Genomic DNA, 15,693 nt, shown 5'->3' on the forward strand with positions numbered 1-15,693 from the left:
GGAGACGCCGTGGCCGTTCGCAGCAACATCGTCGGCATCGACAGTCCGGAGGCGCTGGAGAAGGCGCTGCGGGCCGCCTATTACCTCGCCGACGAAGGGCTTGCGACGGCTGCCTATCTCGGCCTCGCGCTCGGCAAGCCGCTGCTCCTGGAAGGCGCGCCGGGCGTCGGCAAGACCGAAGCGGCCAAGGCCATCGCCGCCGTGCTCGGCCGGCAGTTGATCCGCCTGCAATGCTATGAGGGCATCGACGCGTCCGCGGCACTCTACGAATGGAACTACCCGCGCCAGATGCTCGCGATCCGCCAGGCCGGCGACGACAGCATCGACATTTATGGCGAGACCTTCCTGATCGAGCGACCGATGCTGGCGGCGCTGCGCGCGCCTGACTCCACCGTGCTGCTGATCGACGAGATCGACCGCGCCGATCAGGAGTTCGAGGCGTTCCTGCTCGAATTCCTCTCTGACTTCCAGATCTCCATCCCCGAACGCGGCACGGTGCGTGCCGCCGAACGTCCGGTCGTCGTGCTGACCTCGAACCGGACGCGCGATCTGCACGAGGCGCTGCGGCGCCGCTGCGTCTATCACTGGATCGACTATCCCACCGCGGAGCGCGAAGCGCGGATCATCATGATGCGCGCCTCCAGCGTCGCCGAAGCCACGGCCCGCGCCGTCGTCGCAGCCGTCGAGAAGCTGAGACGCGAGCCGTTGAGCAAGGCGCCCGGCATTGCCGAGGCCGTCGACTGGGCCGAGGCCGCGACACTGCTCAACAAGGGCGGTGCGCGCTGGCCTGATGCCTTCAAGCGGTCCATCGGCGTGGCGTTGAAGGACGAGGAGGACCTGCACTTCATCGCGCCGCGCCTCGATGCCATGCTCGCGGAGGCGACCGCATGAGCGCCGAGCTGCAGCTCCCGCGCGCTGCGCGGATCTTTGTCTCCTTCGTCGCACTCCTGCGTGCCAACGGCTTTGCCGTCGCGCCGGAACAGACCACCTCGTTCCTGGCCGCGATCGACCTGCTCGGACCGCGCGACCTCGGGGATATCAGGCAGGCGGCGCTGGCCACCCTCGCCCCGCCGCCCGAACGCCACGCCACCTTCGACCGCCTGTTCGACCTTCATTTCCGCGGCAGCGAGGCTATCGAGCACGCGGACGAGGGCGAGGACGACGAGACCGTCCGTCTCCAGGAGGAAGGCCGCGGCGACGAGGAGCCATTGCTCTCCGACGATGCCAACGAATCCGGCCTGACCGCGACGCGCACCGAAGCGCTGGTCGAGCGCCGCTTCGCCCAGCTCTCCACGACCGATGCGCTGCGCCGCCTGGCACGCGAGGCCCCGCGCCGCCTGCCGCGACGGCGCGGCCACCGCCGCATGCGTGCGCGCCGCGGTCCCTTTGCCGATCTCCGCCGCACCTTGCGTGACTCCGTCCGCAGCGACGGAGAGATTTTACGCCTAGGCCACATGAAGCGGCGCCAGCGGCCGCGCAAGATCCTGCTGCTGATCGACGTCTCAGGGTCGATGAAGAGCCGTACCGAGGAGAACATGAGGCTTGCGCATGCGCTGGTGCAGGCCGCCCCCAATGTCGAAGTCTTCACCTTCGGCACGCGGCTCACCCGTGTCACGCGCGCGCTGCGGCTGAAGCGGCGCGAGCAGGCCCTGAACGCGGCGGCGCATCTGGTCAGCGACTGGGACGGCGGCACCCGCATTGGCGACGCGCTGCAGGCATTCCTCGCGGTCCCGCGGTTCGGCGGCTATGCCCGCGGCGCCGCCGTGGTCGTCGTGTCCGACGGGCTCGAGCGCGGCGCCCCTGACGCGCTGCGCGACGCCGCCGCGAAACTGTCGCGGCGGGCCTGGCGCCTGAGCTGGCTGACGCCGCTCGCGGCCGGACCGGGCTTCCGCCCGCAAACGGAAGCGCTCGTCGCGATCGAACGCTTCGTCGACGATCTCGTGGACGGCGGGTCGAGCGCCTCGATCGTCGCCCATGTGCTGGCACTGGGACGAAGGAGAGCTGCGTGAACGGTACTGTCGACGGCCATCATCACATCTGGCGGCAGGCCGACCTGCCCTGGCTGACCGGCCCCATGCAGCCGCGCATCTTCGGACCGTACGAGCCGATCCGGCGCGATTATCCGATCGAGGAGTATCTCGGCGATCTCAAGGGCACCGGCGTCACCCGCTCCGTCTATGTGCAGACCAATTGGGCGGCGGAGCATTTCGAGGAGGAAGCAGCCTGGGTACAGCGGACGGCCGAAGAGTACGGCTGGCCGCACGCCATCGTCGCCTACGCCAATTTCGCGGCCGACGACGTGCGCCCGCAGCTCGATCGCCTCAAGCGCCATCCGCTGGTGCGTGGCGTGCGCATGCAGCTGCACTGGCACGAGAACCCGCTGTACCGCTTTGCGACTCGTCCGGACCTCTGCGCCGATCCCGTGATCCGTCGCAACGTCGCACGTCTGGCCGATTACGGCTGGAGCTTCGACCTGCAGGTCTTCACGCCGCAGATGCAGGACGCCGCGCAGCTCGCGGAGTCCTGTCCCAAGGTGACGTTCATCCTCCAGCATGCCGGCATGCTCGAGGATCTCTCGCCGGCGGGCCGCGCGGCCTGGCGCGCCGGGATGGCGCGGCTCGCGACCTGTCCGAACGTGGTCTCGAAGCTGTCCGGGCTCGGCACCTTCATCCATCGCAACGATCCCGCGCATATCGCCGCCGTGCTCACGGACACGGTCGCGATCTTCGGCGCCGAGCGCTGCCTGTTCGGCTCCAATTTCCCGATCGAGAAATTGTGGACCAGCTATCGCGAGCTCGTCGATGCCTTTCGCGCCGCCGTCGCCCCGTTCAGTGCGGAACAGCAGGACGCGATCTTCAGGACCACGGCGACACGCGTCTACCGGCTTTGACAGACAGGAAACGGCACAGGGAGGGCAAAGAATGGCGCTGGAGATCAAGATCCTGGACTATGGCGATATCGAGCTGGAATCGAGCTTCCTGGTGCTCGGCCGCGACTGCGGCCGCACCCGCCGCGTCCTCACGCTCGGCTTCCTGATCCTCGGCGGCCCCTACCCTGTCGTGGTCGACACCGGCTACCGCTCCAACCAGATCATGGAGACGCTGGGCATGCGGGGGCTGCAGTACCACGAGCACATGATCGAGAACCAGCTCGCGCGCCACGGCGTCCGCATGGGCGACGTCCGCTTCGTCTGCCACACCCATCTGCACATCGACCATGCCGGCAAGGACGACCTGTTCCCGATGAACACGACCGTCGTCGTCAATCGCAAGGAGCTCGAATACTCCGTCTCCGGCCTGATGCATCCACAATATCCGGCGCCCGACATCAAGCACCTGATCGACCGCCTGCACACCAAGAGCGCGCTGCGTTTCCTCGACCTCGAGATCACCGGCCCGATCGAGCTGATGCCCGGCGTCTATTGCGATGCCGCCAACGCCCACACCGAGGGATCGATGAACATCATCGTCCACACCGCCGATGGCATCGCAACCATCTGCGGCGACGTGATCTACGACTTCAACGATCAGATCGTCACGCCCTTCCACGAGATCCACGATTGGGAGCCGCGCACCACCGGCAATCACGGCACCAGCAAGCGTGCGGAAAAGGCCGCGATCAAGAAGCTCCTCAGCAATTCGCGCTACCTGCTTCCGGTCCACGACCGGCCCGCCAAGATCGAAGGCGGCAATGTCGTGGGGCGCCTGCACGACCAGGTCCCCGGACCGATCGTGCAGTCCCTGCCCCAGCGCAACTGGTTCCCGGCCTGAGATGATCTTGGGATAGACCAATGACGCACGTCACGCTGCGAAGCGAATTCGAGAACCTGATCGACCCTTACGCGCCGGTCGCGCAGATCGGCACCGGCTTCGATTTCACGGAAGGGCCGATCTGGCATCCGGTCGATCACTACCTGCTGTTCTCGGACATGCCCGGCGACGTGCGCCGGCGCTGGGATGCGCGGCGCGGCGTCGTCGAGGTCAAGCGCCCGTCGAACAAATGCAACGGCATGACCTATGACGCCGAGCTCAACCTGATCGTCTGCGAGCACGCGACCTCGTCGCTGGTCCGCGAACGCCCGGACGGCCGGCGCGAGGTGCTCGCTTCGCATTTCGGGGGACAGGAGCTCAACAGCCCGAACGACGTCTGCGTGCACTCCTCCGGCGCGATCTATTTCTCCGACCCCTGGTACGGGCGAATGCCGGTCTACGGCGTCGAGCGGCCGCGCCAGCTCGGATTCCAGGGCGTCTACCGCGTCGTGCCCGGCGGCGAGCCGCGACTCGTGGTCGAGCGACACCTGTTCGATCAGCCGAACGGACTGTGCTTCTCGCCGGACGAGAAGCTGCTCTATGTCAACGACACCGTGCAGGCCGTGATCCGCGTGTTCGACGTCAACGGCGACGGCACGCTGTCGAACGCGCGGGTGTTTGCGAGCGGCATCAAGTCCGAGCTAGAGCCGGGCCTGCCCGACGGCATGAAGTGCGATCAGCACGGCAATGTCTGGGTCACCGCGCCCGGCGGCGTCTGGGTCTATTCGCCGCGCGGCGAGCTGCTCGGCAAGGTGCGCGTGCCGGAGCTGGTTGCCAACCTCGCCTGGGGCGGGCCGGATTTCCGCACGCTCTATCTCACCTCGACCCGTTCGGTCTACGCGATCCCGACCAAGGTCGGTCCGCGCCACGAGCCCTATATGAGCGGCCGGCGTGCCGGCGGCGGAGCGGGTCCGAGTTCGTCACCGGCCTCGCCCGTCCTCGCCGAGGGCGAGCTGCGGCTCGATCCGCAGCGTTGCGCCATGATCATCCAGGATCTCCAGAACGACGTCATCATGGACGGCGGCGCGTTCGCGGAGTCGGGCGCGCCAGATCATGCGAAGCAGCAGCATGTGGTCGAGAATGTCCGGCGCCTCGCGGAAGCAGCACGTGCGCGCGGCGTCGCCATCATCCATGTCTGGTTCGTGGTCGAGCCCGGCGCGCCCGGTGTCACACTGAACGCACCGCTGTTCGAAGGTCTCGTCGACAGCAAGGCGATGGTGCGCGGCAGCTGGGGCGCGGCGCCGGTCTCGGGCCTCGAACCACGGCCCGGCGACTTTGTCGTCGAGAAGATGCGGATGAGCGCCTGGGAAGGCACGCGGCTGGAGACGATCCTGAAGGCGACCGGCCGCGACATGATCATCAACACGGGCGCCTGGACCAACATGTCGGTCGAGCACACCGCGCGCACCGGCGCCGACAAGGGCTATTTCATGATCGTGCCCGAAGACTGCTGCTCGACCATGAATGCCGACTGGCACAATGCCTCGATCAATTTCGCCATGCAGAACGTCGCGGTCGTGACCAGGGCCGATACCGTCATCAGAGCGCTGGGATGAGCTGTGGCAAAGCTTCTGCATCTGTCCTGCTCGCCCCGCGCCGAGTCCTGGTCGACGGCCGGCGCGCGCGTCTTCCTTGATCGCTTCCGCGAGGCCCGGCCGGATTGGGACATCGATGTCGTCGACATCTGGCACGAACGCATGCCGGAGTTCACCGGCCCCATCGTCGAGGCCAAGTACGCGCGCATGAAGGCTCAGGCCTTCACCGAGGCGCAGCGCGACAGCTTTGCGGAGGCCGAGCGCATGGCGATGCGTTTCTCGCTCGCCGACCGCGTGCTGATCTCGACGCCGATGTGGAACTTCGGCATTCCCTACAAGCTCAAGCAGTGGTTCGACATCATCGTCCAGCCCGGGCTCACCTTCCGGTTCGATCCGTCGCAAGGCTATTTCCCGCTGCTGAAGGACCGGCCGACGCTGGTGATCCTTGCCAGCGGCAGCGACTTCGCCACCGGCATGAACCGCGGCCGCATCGACATGGCAACGCCCTATCTGCGCGAAATCCTGCGCTTCATCGGCATCAACGATGTCCGCTTCGTGCCGATCGGGCCAACCACAGGACCGCAGCAACCGATCGACGCCGCCCGTGAAAGAACCTATCAACGCCTCGCGGCCATGGGCGCGGCCTTCTAACTGGCGCGTGTGCCGCCAATCGAGACGGCCGGGAGCTCCAAAGCAAAACTTCGAAAACAACCCCATGCACAGTAGACGATGATAGCGGAATCAACGGCTTGCACACGCACACGGGGGCGTTTGACACGTCGGGCAAAACATGCGGCAGTCGCCGGCTGGAATGGGCGCGTTCAGTCATACTGCGCGGTGTGCGAGCTGCCGCGCTGCACCGCGCTTTCCGCAACTGCAGATCCCGTCGCGGGCACGACTCCGCCTGATTTCGGGAATGTCAGCGTCTCGGTCAGCTCACCGTGCACCATCGTCACCTCGCGCTGGTGCACCGAGCTGAGCCGCCAGCCCTGGTAGTCGCCGTCGAGCTTCAAGCGCAGCGCGGCCTTGCTGGTCTCGTCGACGAAAATGCCGACGCTCTGATCGCCGCCGACGACGGTTCCGACCAGCACAAGCCGCAATTCGGCGGGCGGAGGTCCGGGCGACGGCGCCGGCACGTTCGCGACAGGCCCCGACATCGCAGGAGGCGACGGCGGCCGCCGCGAGGCCGAGAAGATCGGCCGTTCGTTCGTGTCCGACAGGGCCGCGAGCGGGACGGCCCAGAGCGGATTGCCGCGCATTGCCTCCCGACCGACCGCCGAGCGCGACGGAGCCGCGGAAACGACCGGCGCCAACGCCACGGGAGACTCCCCGAGGCTGGAGGTCACCCCGGTGAAGCCGGGGACGTCGACATCGGAAAAATCCGCCGGCAGTGCGGAGGTCGCGGCGAAAGCGTCGAGCAGAGGCGCCAGCACGAGCGCGAACCCCACCGAAATGCGCCGCGCCGCCTTGTGCCCTCTCATGGTCCCAGTCATCGGCCTGTCGAAAGCAACGTGCAAGAATCTCAGTCCAGGAGGCCGGCGGCCAGCAGAGGCAGGACGAGCGGCTCGCCAGCACTGAGCACCGAAAGGAGCAAGGCTTATCGGCCGCCGATGTGACACTCGTGCGAAACATCCGTCACTTCCCCCGATGTTTCCCCTGCCTGTTGCGGCCGCGTCATGCCGCACCTCGACACCCGCTGCGCGCCCCAGTATGACATTGTTGCTACATCGTCATACTCGCCTGCTAGAGCGTGGCGCTGCTGGAATGGTTGGAGTGCGGAGGCGTGGCGGTGCGTGGGTCCTTGTTGCGGATGTTTTCGGCCGCGGCATCGTCAGCCCTGTGCGCTTTGCCTGCTGCGGCCCAGGAGCGCAGCGCTGTCGCGGCCGCCGAACTTCCGCCGGTCACCGTGGCAGCCGAGGTGGAGCAGCATCCGAAACGTCTCGCCCGGAAGAAGCCGCCGAAAAATGCGGGCGCGCGCAATCATCCGACCGACGCCCGCACGGACAATTCGACCGAGGGCGGCGGCACCGCCGGTGCTGCGCCCGCCGGCACGACGGCTCTGCAGCCCACTTCCGCCAGCGCCATTCGCATCAGCGGCAAGGAGGTCAACGCCGTCCCGTTTTCGCGGCCAGGTGAAGCGCTGGAGGCGGTGCCCGGCCTGATCGTCACGCAGCACTCCGGCGAAGGCAAAGCCAATCAATACTTCCTGCGCGGTTTCAACCTCGATCACGGCACTGATCTCGCGATTAGCGTCGACGGCATGCCCGTCAACATGCCGACCCACGGCCATGGGCAAGGCTACGCCGACATCAATTTCCTGATCCCCGAGCTGATCCAGTCGATCGATGTGCGCAAGGGACCGTATTTCGCCGACCAGGGCGATTTCGCCTCCGCCGGCGCCGTGGCGATCGACTATGTCAACAAGCTGCCGCACAACATCGCGGAGCTGACCTTCGGCAGCTTCGGCTATGGCCGCGCCCTGGCGGCAGCGTCGAACGCCGTCGGCGCCGGCACGCTGCTGACGGCGTTCGAGGCCACCAAATATGATGGCCCGTGGCAAGTGCCGGACGACATCCGCAAGCTGAACGGCGTGCTGCGCTACAGTCAGGGCACGGCGACCGACGGCCTGACGCTGACGGCGATGGCCTATTCCAATGGCTGGAATTCCACCGACCAGGTTGCCCAGCGCGCGATCGACAAGGGCCTGATCGATCGGCTCGGCACGCTCAATCCGACCGACGGCGGCACCTCCAGCCGGTTCAGCCTGTCCGGCAGCTGGGCACAGTCGGGCGAGTACGGACAAACCAATGTCCGGGCCTATGTCGTGCGCTCCGACCTGCTGCTCTTCAACGATTTCACCTACTTTCTCGACAACCCCGTCAATGGCGACCAGTTCAGCCAGCTCGACCGCCGCAGCTTCGGTGGCATCGATGCACGGCATGCGTTCGACTGGCGCTTTGCCGGCTTCGAATCGCAAACCCGCGTCGGCGTGCAGAGCCGCTATGACGACATTCATGTCGGCCTGTTCAAGACGGAGCAGCGCAGTTGGCTCTCGACGGTGCGCGACGACCGCGTGCAGGAGGGCAATATCGGCCTCTGGACCGACACGACCACGCGCTGGACCGACTGGCTGCGCACCAGCGCCGGCATCCGCGAAGATGTCTTTCACGGACACGTGTTCAGCGACACGCCGCAGAATTCGGGCAATGCACAGGCGTCGATGGTGAGCCCTAAGGCCGGCCTCGTACTCGGCCCCTGGTACAGGACCGAGTTCTACGCCAATGCCGGCTACGGCCTGCACAGCAACGACATCCGCGGCGCGACGATCACCGTCGACCCCAACGACAAGGTGACGCCGCTCGAGCGCGTGCCGCTGCTGGTGCGCTCGCGCGGCGCCGAGCTCGGCATCCGCACCAAACCGATCGAGGGCCTCACCAGCTCGCTCGCGGTCTTTGTGCTCGACTTCGACTCGGAGCTGCTGTTCGTCGGGGACGCAGGCACCACCGAGCCGAGCCGGCCGAGCCGCCGCGTCGGCATCGAGTGGACGAACCAGTACAAGCCGCTGCCGTGGTTGATGGTCGATCTCGACGTTGCCCAGACCCACGCACGCTTCACCGATTTCGATCCCGCCGGGTCCCGCATCCCTGGCACACCGGCGTGGGTGGCCAGCAGCGCGATCACGCTTGGCGGCGACACCGGCTGGTTCGGTGCACTGAAGGCACGTTATTTCGGTCCGCGCCCCCTGATCGAGGACAACAGCGTCCGTTCGCAGTCGTCGCTGATCTTCAATGCACGCGCCGGCTACAGGTTCGACAACGGCGTTCGGGTGCAGCTCGACGTGCTCAACCTCTTCAACACCCAGACCAACCAGATCGAATACTATTATTTGTCGCGGCTGCCGGGCGAGCCCATCGAGGGTGTTGCGGATCGTCACGTCCATCCCGCCGAGCCGCTTGCGGTCCGGCTGACGGTCGCGGCGAAATTCTGATCGGTTGCAAGCTTGCGGCTGCGTCGATACATGGCGGCTGCCGACCGTCATAAATCTCCAAAAAATCTGACATAGAGCGGATGCTTTGATGAACCGAGAGCACGAGTTCGGCTGACGCAAGACCCCGGCTCCGACCGCCCAGCGGTCGCGTTCGAGGCAGGAGTGAGGGGAATGCAATCTGAGCCGGACATCACCATGATCGCCTCGGCTGAGCGGTTCGCGCGCACGGCGCAGCAGGGCGAGACCGCCGCGATGCGTGGACCGTTTGCGCGTTCCCGGGCGCTCGTTCCCATCGTGACGGCATCGGGCTTTGCAGGCCTCGGCTACGAGATCGTGTGGACGCGGCAGCTGAGCCTTGCGCTGGGCACCGAGATGATGGCGGTGCTCGGCGTCATCGCCGGTTTTTTCGGCGGTCTGGCCCTCGGCGCGTTCGCACTCGACGGGCTGATCCGCCGATCGGCATCGCCATGGCGTGTCTATGCCATCCTTGAAGCCGTCATCGCGGTTTGGGGCCTGACCAGCGTCTGGCTGCTGCCCGCGGCCGGGCGGGCCTTGCCGCCTCTGCTCGGCACCGAACCCTCGCCGGTCCTGCTGTGGGCCGGGAGCCTCGCGCTGCCGACACTCGTGCTGCTCCCGGCAACGATGGCGATGGGCGGAACCCTCGCCGCGCTGGAGCGGATGATGCGTCATGCGCGCGGCGAGGCGCGCGTCACGGCAGGCGTGTATGGGGCGAACACGGCCGGAGCTCTGGCGGGCACGCTCGCCTCAACATTCCTCCTGATCCCGGCGCTCGGATTTTCGGGAACATTGCTCTGCCTTGCCGGCGTCAACGCGCTCTGTGCCTTGGCCACGCTTGCGCTTGGACCCGCAGCCGGCAAGGCCGATGTCGAACAGAAGCGGCCCGAACGACTTCGCGACCTGCGGCTGACGATCACCCTGTTCGCCACGGGACTGCTCGGAATCACCTTCGAGGTCCTCGTGGTCCGGCTTGCCGCGCAGGTGATGGAGGATACCGTCTACACCTTTGCAGGGTTGCTGGCTGCGTATCTGCTCGGCACTGCCGCCGGCGGCTTGCTCTGGCAGCGGACCGGCCGCGATGCCAACGATGGCAATCTGCGCGGCCTGCTCGCCGGAGCAGCATTCGCCTGCATCACGACTGCTGCGCTTGCGCCCTTTGCCGGCCGGCTGGTCGAGATCGCATCGGCTGCGGATGTGCTCGGCGAACTGGCGGTGGCGATCGCCCTCTTCCTCGTCCCGGCAACCGCAATGGGCGCGCTGTTCGGCCTGCTGGCGCAGCGGGTGAGCGATCAGCGCGGCTCGGTCGGATCGGCGGTCGGCATCAACAGTCTCGGCGCCTGCATCGCACCGCTGGTGGCGGCGCAATTCCTGATCCCGGCCCTTGGTGCCTGGACGGCGCTGCTTGCCGTCGCCGCAGGCTATCTGCTGCTTTTGCCGCCCAGCCGATCCGCATTGCTGTGGTCCGCTGCACCCGCGACCTGCGCACTCATGCTGTGGCTCAATCCGGCGCCATCGTTGACGCGAGTGCCATCGGGTGGCGCACTGCTGGCGGTTCGTGAAGGACCGATGGCGACCGCGAGCGTCGTCGACGACGCAGCAGGTACGCGGTACCTCGAGGTCAACGGGCATTTCCGCATGGGCGGGACCAGCTCGACGCGATCCGACTATCGGCAGGCGATGCTGCCGCTGTTGCTTCACAGAGCGCCGCACAGCGCTGTGTTCCTCGGCATCGGCACCGGCGCCACCATGATTGGCGGAACCCAGATGCCCGGCGTCAGTGTTCACGGCGTCGAGCTCTCGCGGGAAGTGGTGGACTTGCTGCCCTGGTTCGTCGATCCGCATGCGGTGTCGGTGCCACGCCTGACCGTCGCGGATGCCCGCCGCTACGTCGCCGCGGATACCGGCCAGCACGACGTGATCATCGCCGACCTGTTTCACCCCGCGCTCGACGGCAGCGGCGCGCTCTATACGGTGGAACATTTCCAGGCCGTGAAACGCAGGCTGGCGCCTGGCGGTATCTTTTGCCAATGGCTGCCGCTCTACCAGCTCGACATGCCCTCGCTGCGCGCCATCATCCGCGGCTTTCTCGAAATCTATCCCGACGGCGCGGCCTGGCTCAATCACTACAGCGTCCGCACCCCGATGCTCGCGCTGATTGGAACGCGCGACGGCGGCCATCTCGATATCGACGCGCTGGACGCGCGGCTGCACGACCCAGCGACCGCAAAGGCGGTACGGCCGCTCGGATTCGAAGCGCCGATCGACCTGCTCGGGCAATATGTCGGAGGCCCGCGCGCCCTCGCCGCCTTCGCCGGCCAAGGCCCGCGCAACACCGACGACTATCCGTTCGTGACGTTCGATGCGCGGCGGAATGTTCGTGCGCTCCGGGCAGCGCCCTGGTCGCTCCTGCTTGCCGTCACGAAGGAGATTGAACCGGATGCGAACGAACTGCTGGCCGGCGTCGGCGGGCGCGACGCGCTCTCCGCGCGCCTCGACGCCTATTGGCGTGCGCGCAGCCGCTTTCTCGAGGCCGGCGCGTCGCTGCCCGGCGATCCGCGCGGCGCCGCTCTGATTGAAGCCGCCTCCCCCGGTCTCATCGATGCGCTTCGCCTGAGCCCCGAATTCGATCCGGCCTACGGGCCGCTGATGGGGATGGCGAGATCCCTGCTCGGCTCGGACCGCGCGGCCGCCGCGCGCCTGCTGCGCAGGATCAACGAGGCCGCGCCCGCGAGGCCCGAGGCGCGCGAGCTGCTGCTGCGCGAGTTCGGCTTGCGGAACGAGTGATCCGCCAGGACTTACGGTGCGAAATTGATCCGATAGCCCCAGCAGTCGAGATGATCGGGGATCGCGTTGAAGGCGATCGTGATCCTCTGCCCGCCCTGATTCCGGGGCACCTCATGGTAGAGGTAACTTGGAAACAGCACGAGATCGCCCGACTCGGCCTCCGGCAGGGCATATTTGCCCGCGTTGAAGGGGCCGATCGCAGCTTCGCGCGTGTGGTGGCGGAAGGAGAAGTCGAAGCCGCCGGGCGGCCGCACGAAGACCGTCTTGCAGGCCGGATGCGAGGGCGTCAGATAGATGATGCCGGAGACGAAGCTGTTGGCATGGGAATGCAGCGTCTGGTTTCCGCCGGTCTCGAGCATGTTGGTCCACATCTCCTTGACGGTCCAGCGCAGCTTTTCGCCGAACAGCAGGACACCGAAATCGACGAGCTTGGGCACGGCAAGCTCGGCGATCTCGCGGAACAGCTCGTTGTCGCGGGGATCGGCAACCTCGGTGTGGAAGAGCTGGCCCGAACGCAGATTGCCCTCGACCCTTGTATCCCGGATCGCAGCCACGGCGGCTTCGTTCAAGGCGGGCGGCAGCAGCCCGGGCGAGCGCAGCAGTGGAATCGGGAAAAGCGGCTCGATCTGGTCCATGTCGCAACGTCACCCTGTTCTTGAAACGCGGGCAGACAATGCCCGGGCTAAGATGACACCGCGATGACAGCGCGCAGGATCTGCAGAATTCTCCAATCCCGCTATTCGTGCGCGCCGAGCACTTTCAGCTTCTCGCCCGGCAGCAGCTCATGGCGCCGCTCGCGCACCTCGTCCGAGGCACGCGCGGCCATGTCGATGCATTCGTCGAACTCGCCGTTGCCGGCTTCGACCAGCGCCTGATGCAGGTGCCGTTCGGCGAAATAGCGCGAGAGATGATCGGACGGCAGGGCCGCCGCCAATGCGCGCGCCTCCGCGACCGCGACATCGCAATCCTCCTGCGTCGGCTCCTCCGAGGCAGGCGCGGCCGCGCCGGGGCTGGCCATGGCGCAGCCAAGGCCGCCGAGCAGGCCGAATGTGCAGATGGCGATACGAAGCAGATGCATGTCAACCGTTCCGGGCCGCGAAGCCCGCCTTAAAACGAGTACGGCGGGACGCAAGGCTGCGTCCCGCCGGATGGCCTCACGTCACGTCAGTGGTGGTCGTGATGATGATCGTCGTGGTCGTCATGATCGTGGTGATCATGATCGTGGTCGTTGTCGGCCCGCAGACCGAGCCGGCGCGCCAGCTCGGCGTTGGTCTCGACCAGGAGCTTCGGCGAGCCTTCCGGCCGGACGAAGATCGGGTTGGCATAGAACCAGACGTTCGAATAGGCCTGAACGTCGTGGGTCACCTTCTTGGCGCCGTTCACCGTCTCCAGATGCGTCGGGCACGCCGGATCGGTGCAGCTGACCTGCGCGTTGTTGGCGTCCAGCAGCGGATTGCCGGCGGTATCCGACACGTTCGGGGTGCCGTTCGGAATGTTGGTTCCACGCGCACGGATGTAGAACGGCTTGGTGCCCGCGGTGAACGTCGTCGTGAACGTCAGCCGCACGCCGTCACGATCGCCCCGATGCTCGCGATGCATCTGCGTCGCGGGGATCTGGCGGGCAATGGTCGCGGAAGGATTGTACACGATCGACGCGCCGGCCGTGCCCGCGGCATTCGCCACCGCGTAGTTGGGCGCATCGGGCGCAACGACGCCGGTGATCTGACCGGTGATCAGGTCGACGTGGTCGAGCGACGGCTTGTTGAGCGGCTGCTTGATGCCCACCGGCACCAGCAGCGGATTGTTGAAGCTGTACGGAGCGTTGTTCTCGCGCGGGACGGTCAGCTGCATCTCGACGGTGATCTTCTCGCCGGGCCGCACCACCAGGGTTTCACCCATGGTCTTCCAGTCGTCGCCGCGCGTCTTGGCACGGAACACCATGTCCGGACCGATCAGGTCGGCGTTGACCGAGTACGAGTTGCCCGAACGCATGCCGTCGACGACGTGCTGCGACGAGAACCGGCCGGCGTTCGGAACATAGAGCTTGGTGTACTCGCCGGGAATGAAGTCGGCCGTGGTGAAGGAGTCGCGTGCACCGCCGGCGCCGCGGCTGTGCCAGTCCGAGCTCACATACACGAAGAAGTTGCGGCCCTCGCCGAGCAGTCCGTCCCAGAGGCCGCCGACCTTGGCGGTGTAGATGCCGCTCATGCCGTAGGTGCCGCCGCCAACCGCGCCGGTGCCGTAGGAGCCGGAACCGCCATTGGCGCCGCCTTCGGCGAAGTGACCGGGCGATTCAATGCCGAACGCAACCGTCGGGCCCGCATTGTTGAAGTCGCGGAAGTGCTCGATGTTGTAGCCCTTGTTGGCGGTCGCGCTGAACGGACCCTGGCGTTCGGTGTGGGTCGGAATGATGTAGGATTGCAGCGGATAGTTCGCCTGCAGCCACTTGACGCCCGTCAGCGCCTTCTGATGGCCGGCCGTGCCGGTGTTATTGACGTTGTCCTTGCCGGGCCAGAGCTGGTTGCCGCCGGCGTCGATGGTGGGGCCGATCGCGTCGGTGTCGGCGCGGTCGAAGCGGTATTCGAATTCCGCCATCTTGTCCGCGTTGCCGGGCTTCCGCCGGTGCATCGGGCGCTGTCCGGTGATGACGGCGACGTCGACGTGCTCGTGGCCGGGCGCGATCCACTCGAGCCCCTCGATCAGCACCTTGTCGTACTGCGCCGAGCGATTGACGATGGTCGGATACTCGACCTCGCGGATCGACTGCCAGCGCCACATCTGGGCGCCGGTGCCGGAGCCGTTCGGGGTGCCCTTCAGGCTGGAGATGGTGATCCCGTCGATGGTCTGGCCGAGCGTCTGGCTCCAGGTCGTCGTGGTCTGTCCGGGAAGATTGGCGCTGGTGTCGCTGAAGCGGCAGTCGCGATTGCCGGAACCGCCGTGGTTGCCGAGGGTGAACCAGTCGAGATCGAAATTGTTGCCGCCCGCCGACGCGGTGCCCCGCCCGACCGCACGGTCGATCGTGTAGCCGGCTGCGACCGAACCGTCCGTGCACGTGTTGTGATTGTGCATGTCACCGGCAACATAGGGGTTGCCGCGGCGCTCGCCGCGGCCGAACTCCTCGGCCGTCGCGCTCTGAGTCAGCGCCAATGATGCCGATGCGGCGGTCAACAGGATCGTCTTGCCAGATGGAAACATCTATCTCCCCTCATTCAAGTCAGATATCGCGAACAACAGAAACTCCGGGAATTCGAACTCAGCGACGTGAGCGACTCCCTGCGCGGCGCGATCATGACCAGAGTTCCGATACAACTTCGTGAAGGATTTGTGTTTGGCGAACGCAGGTCGGGAATTTCCGCAAGGCATCTTGCCTCCGGCGTTTGTCCGTTGCATATCCGCGCCGCGCGAAAGTGACAGTTGAAATGCTCTGCCGCATTCAGCGGCGGCGCGTGCTGCGAGATTTGTGACAACCATATGTCAATGCCGGCAACACCAGTTGAAATGCAGTCCTTTCCGACATCGCATGCGGGAGGTTCGGATCCGGGCGCCGATGCCGCGCGTG

The 15,693-nt window shown here is 66.5% G+C and carries 12 protein-coding genes; 8 read left to right on the forward strand and 4 right to left on the reverse strand.

Annotated features, from left to right (window positions below; all coding sequences use genetic code 11):
* Positions 1-9: 9 nt before the first annotated feature.
* Genes A7X65_RS37980 through A7X65_RS38005 form a run of 6 tightly spaced genes read left to right on the forward strand, consistent with a single transcriptional unit; the run spans position 10 to position 5,995 of the window.
* Positions 10-891 (forward strand): AAA family ATPase, encoded by an 882-nt coding sequence (locus A7X65_RS37980; protein WP_063694533.1) that lies wholly within the window; start codon positions 10-12, stop codon positions 889-891.
* Complete coding sequence (locus tag A7X65_RS37985) at positions 888-2,009, forward strand: vWA domain-containing protein (protein ID WP_063694534.1); 1,122 nt, start codon at positions 888-890, stop codon at positions 2,007-2,009. The genes A7X65_RS37980 and A7X65_RS37985 overlap by 4 nt, the downstream gene beginning before the upstream one ends.
* Positions 2,006-2,890, forward strand: coding sequence for an amidohydrolase family protein (locus tag A7X65_RS37990; RefSeq protein ID WP_063694535.1), 885 nt, complete (start codon positions 2,006-2,008; stop codon positions 2,888-2,890). The genes A7X65_RS37985 and A7X65_RS37990 overlap by 4 nt, the downstream gene beginning before the upstream one ends.
* Before the next feature lie 31 nt (positions 2,891-2,921).
* The gene (locus A7X65_RS37995; protein ID WP_063694536.1) at positions 2,922-3,770 is read left to right on the forward strand and encodes an MBL fold metallo-hydrolase; all 849 of its coding nucleotides are present in this window, start codon (positions 2,922-2,924) and stop codon (positions 3,768-3,770) included.
* 20 nt (positions 3,771-3,790) lie between these two features.
* A complete protein-coding gene (locus A7X65_RS38000) occupies positions 3,791-5,365 on the forward strand; it encodes an isochorismatase family protein (protein WP_063694537.1) in 1,575 nt (524 codons plus the stop codon).
* Positions 5,366-5,368: 3 nt separating this feature from the next.
* Positions 5,369-5,995 (forward strand): FMN-dependent NADH-azoreductase, encoded by a 627-nt coding sequence (locus A7X65_RS38005; RefSeq protein ID WP_063694538.1) that lies wholly within the window; start codon positions 5,369-5,371, stop codon positions 5,993-5,995.
* A gap of 170 nt (positions 5,996-6,165) precedes the next feature.
* On the opposite strand, the gene A7X65_RS38010 is transcribed toward A7X65_RS38005, so the two are convergent.
* The gene (locus tag A7X65_RS38010; protein WP_156528432.1) at positions 6,166-6,825 is read right to left on the reverse strand and encodes a hypothetical protein; all 660 of its coding nucleotides are present in this window, start codon (positions 6,823-6,825) and stop codon (positions 6,166-6,168) included.
* A 329-nt stretch (positions 6,826-7,154) separates the two neighbouring features.
* Between A7X65_RS38010 and A7X65_RS38015 the strand changes: the two genes are divergently transcribed.
* On the forward strand, positions 7,155-9,332 hold the full coding sequence (locus A7X65_RS38015; RefSeq protein ID WP_082885213.1) for a TonB-dependent receptor: 2,178 nt from the start codon (positions 7,155-7,157) through the stop codon (positions 9,330-9,332).
* A gap of 252 nt (positions 9,333-9,584) precedes the next feature.
* Positions 9,585-12,134, forward strand: a complete 2,550-nt coding sequence (locus tag A7X65_RS38020) for a spermidine synthase (RefSeq protein ID WP_430643947.1) — start codon at positions 9,585-9,587, stop codon at positions 12,132-12,134.
* A gap of 11 nt (positions 12,135-12,145) precedes the next feature.
* Here the strand turns inward: A7X65_RS38020 and A7X65_RS38025 are convergent, their stop codons facing one another.
* The 3 genes from A7X65_RS38025 to A7X65_RS38035 form a co-directional block, all read right to left on the reverse strand.
* Positions 12,146-12,769: a putative 2OG-Fe(II) oxygenase gene (locus A7X65_RS38025; protein ID WP_063694542.1), complete on the reverse strand. Its 624-nt coding sequence runs from the start codon at positions 12,767-12,769 to the stop codon at positions 12,146-12,148.
* A gap of 101 nt (positions 12,770-12,870) precedes the next feature.
* The gene (locus tag A7X65_RS38030; RefSeq protein WP_082885200.1) at positions 12,871-13,212 is read right to left on the reverse strand and encodes a hypothetical protein; all 342 of its coding nucleotides are present in this window, start codon (positions 13,210-13,212) and stop codon (positions 12,871-12,873) included.
* An 86-nt stretch (positions 13,213-13,298) separates the two neighbouring features.
* Positions 13,299-15,329 (reverse strand): hypothetical protein, encoded by a 2,031-nt coding sequence (locus tag A7X65_RS38035; protein WP_063694543.1) that lies wholly within the window; start codon positions 15,327-15,329, stop codon positions 13,299-13,301.
* Positions 15,330-15,693 lie beyond the last annotated feature (364 nt).

The sequence above is a fragment of the Bradyrhizobium stylosanthis genome (genome assembly GCF_001641335.1).
Classification (GTDB): Bacteria; Pseudomonadota; Alphaproteobacteria; order Rhizobiales; family Xanthobacteraceae; genus Bradyrhizobium; species Bradyrhizobium stylosanthis.

What these genes read in the sequence shown, in the direction of transcription:
- A7X65_RS37985 (WP_063694534.1), top strand. Translation starts at nt 888, where the DNA reads ATGAGCGCCGAGCTGCAGCTCCCGCGCGCTGCGCGGATCTTTGTCTCC.
- A7X65_RS38015 (WP_082885213.1), top strand. Translation starts at nt 7,155, where the DNA reads ATGTTTTCGGCCGCGGCATCGTCAGCCCTGTGCGCTTTGCCTGCTGCG.
- A7X65_RS37995 (WP_063694536.1), top strand. Translation starts at nt 2,922, where the DNA reads ATGGCGCTGGAGATCAAGATCCTGGACTATGGCGATATCGAGCTGGAA.
- A7X65_RS38035 (WP_063694543.1), bottom strand. Translation starts at nt 15,329, where the DNA reads ATGTTTCCATCTGGCAAGACGATCCTGTTGACCGCCGCATCGGCATCA.
- A7X65_RS38000 (WP_063694537.1), top strand. Translation starts at nt 3,791, where the DNA reads ATGACGCACGTCACGCTGCGAAGCGAATTCGAGAACCTGATCGACCCT.
- A7X65_RS38010 (WP_156528432.1), bottom strand. Translation starts at nt 6,825, where the DNA reads ATGAGAGGGCACAAGGCGGCGCGGCGCATTTCGGTGGGGTTCGCGCTC.
- A7X65_RS38020 (WP_430643947.1), top strand. Translation starts at nt 9,585, where the DNA reads ATGCGTGGACCGTTTGCGCGTTCCCGGGCGCTCGTTCCCATCGTGACG.
- A7X65_RS38030 (WP_082885200.1), bottom strand. Translation starts at nt 13,212, where the DNA reads ATGCATCTGCTTCGTATCGCCATCTGCACATTCGGCCTGCTCGGCGGC.
- A7X65_RS38025 (WP_063694542.1), bottom strand. Translation starts at nt 12,769, where the DNA reads ATGGACCAGATCGAGCCGCTTTTCCCGATTCCACTGCTGCGCTCGCCC.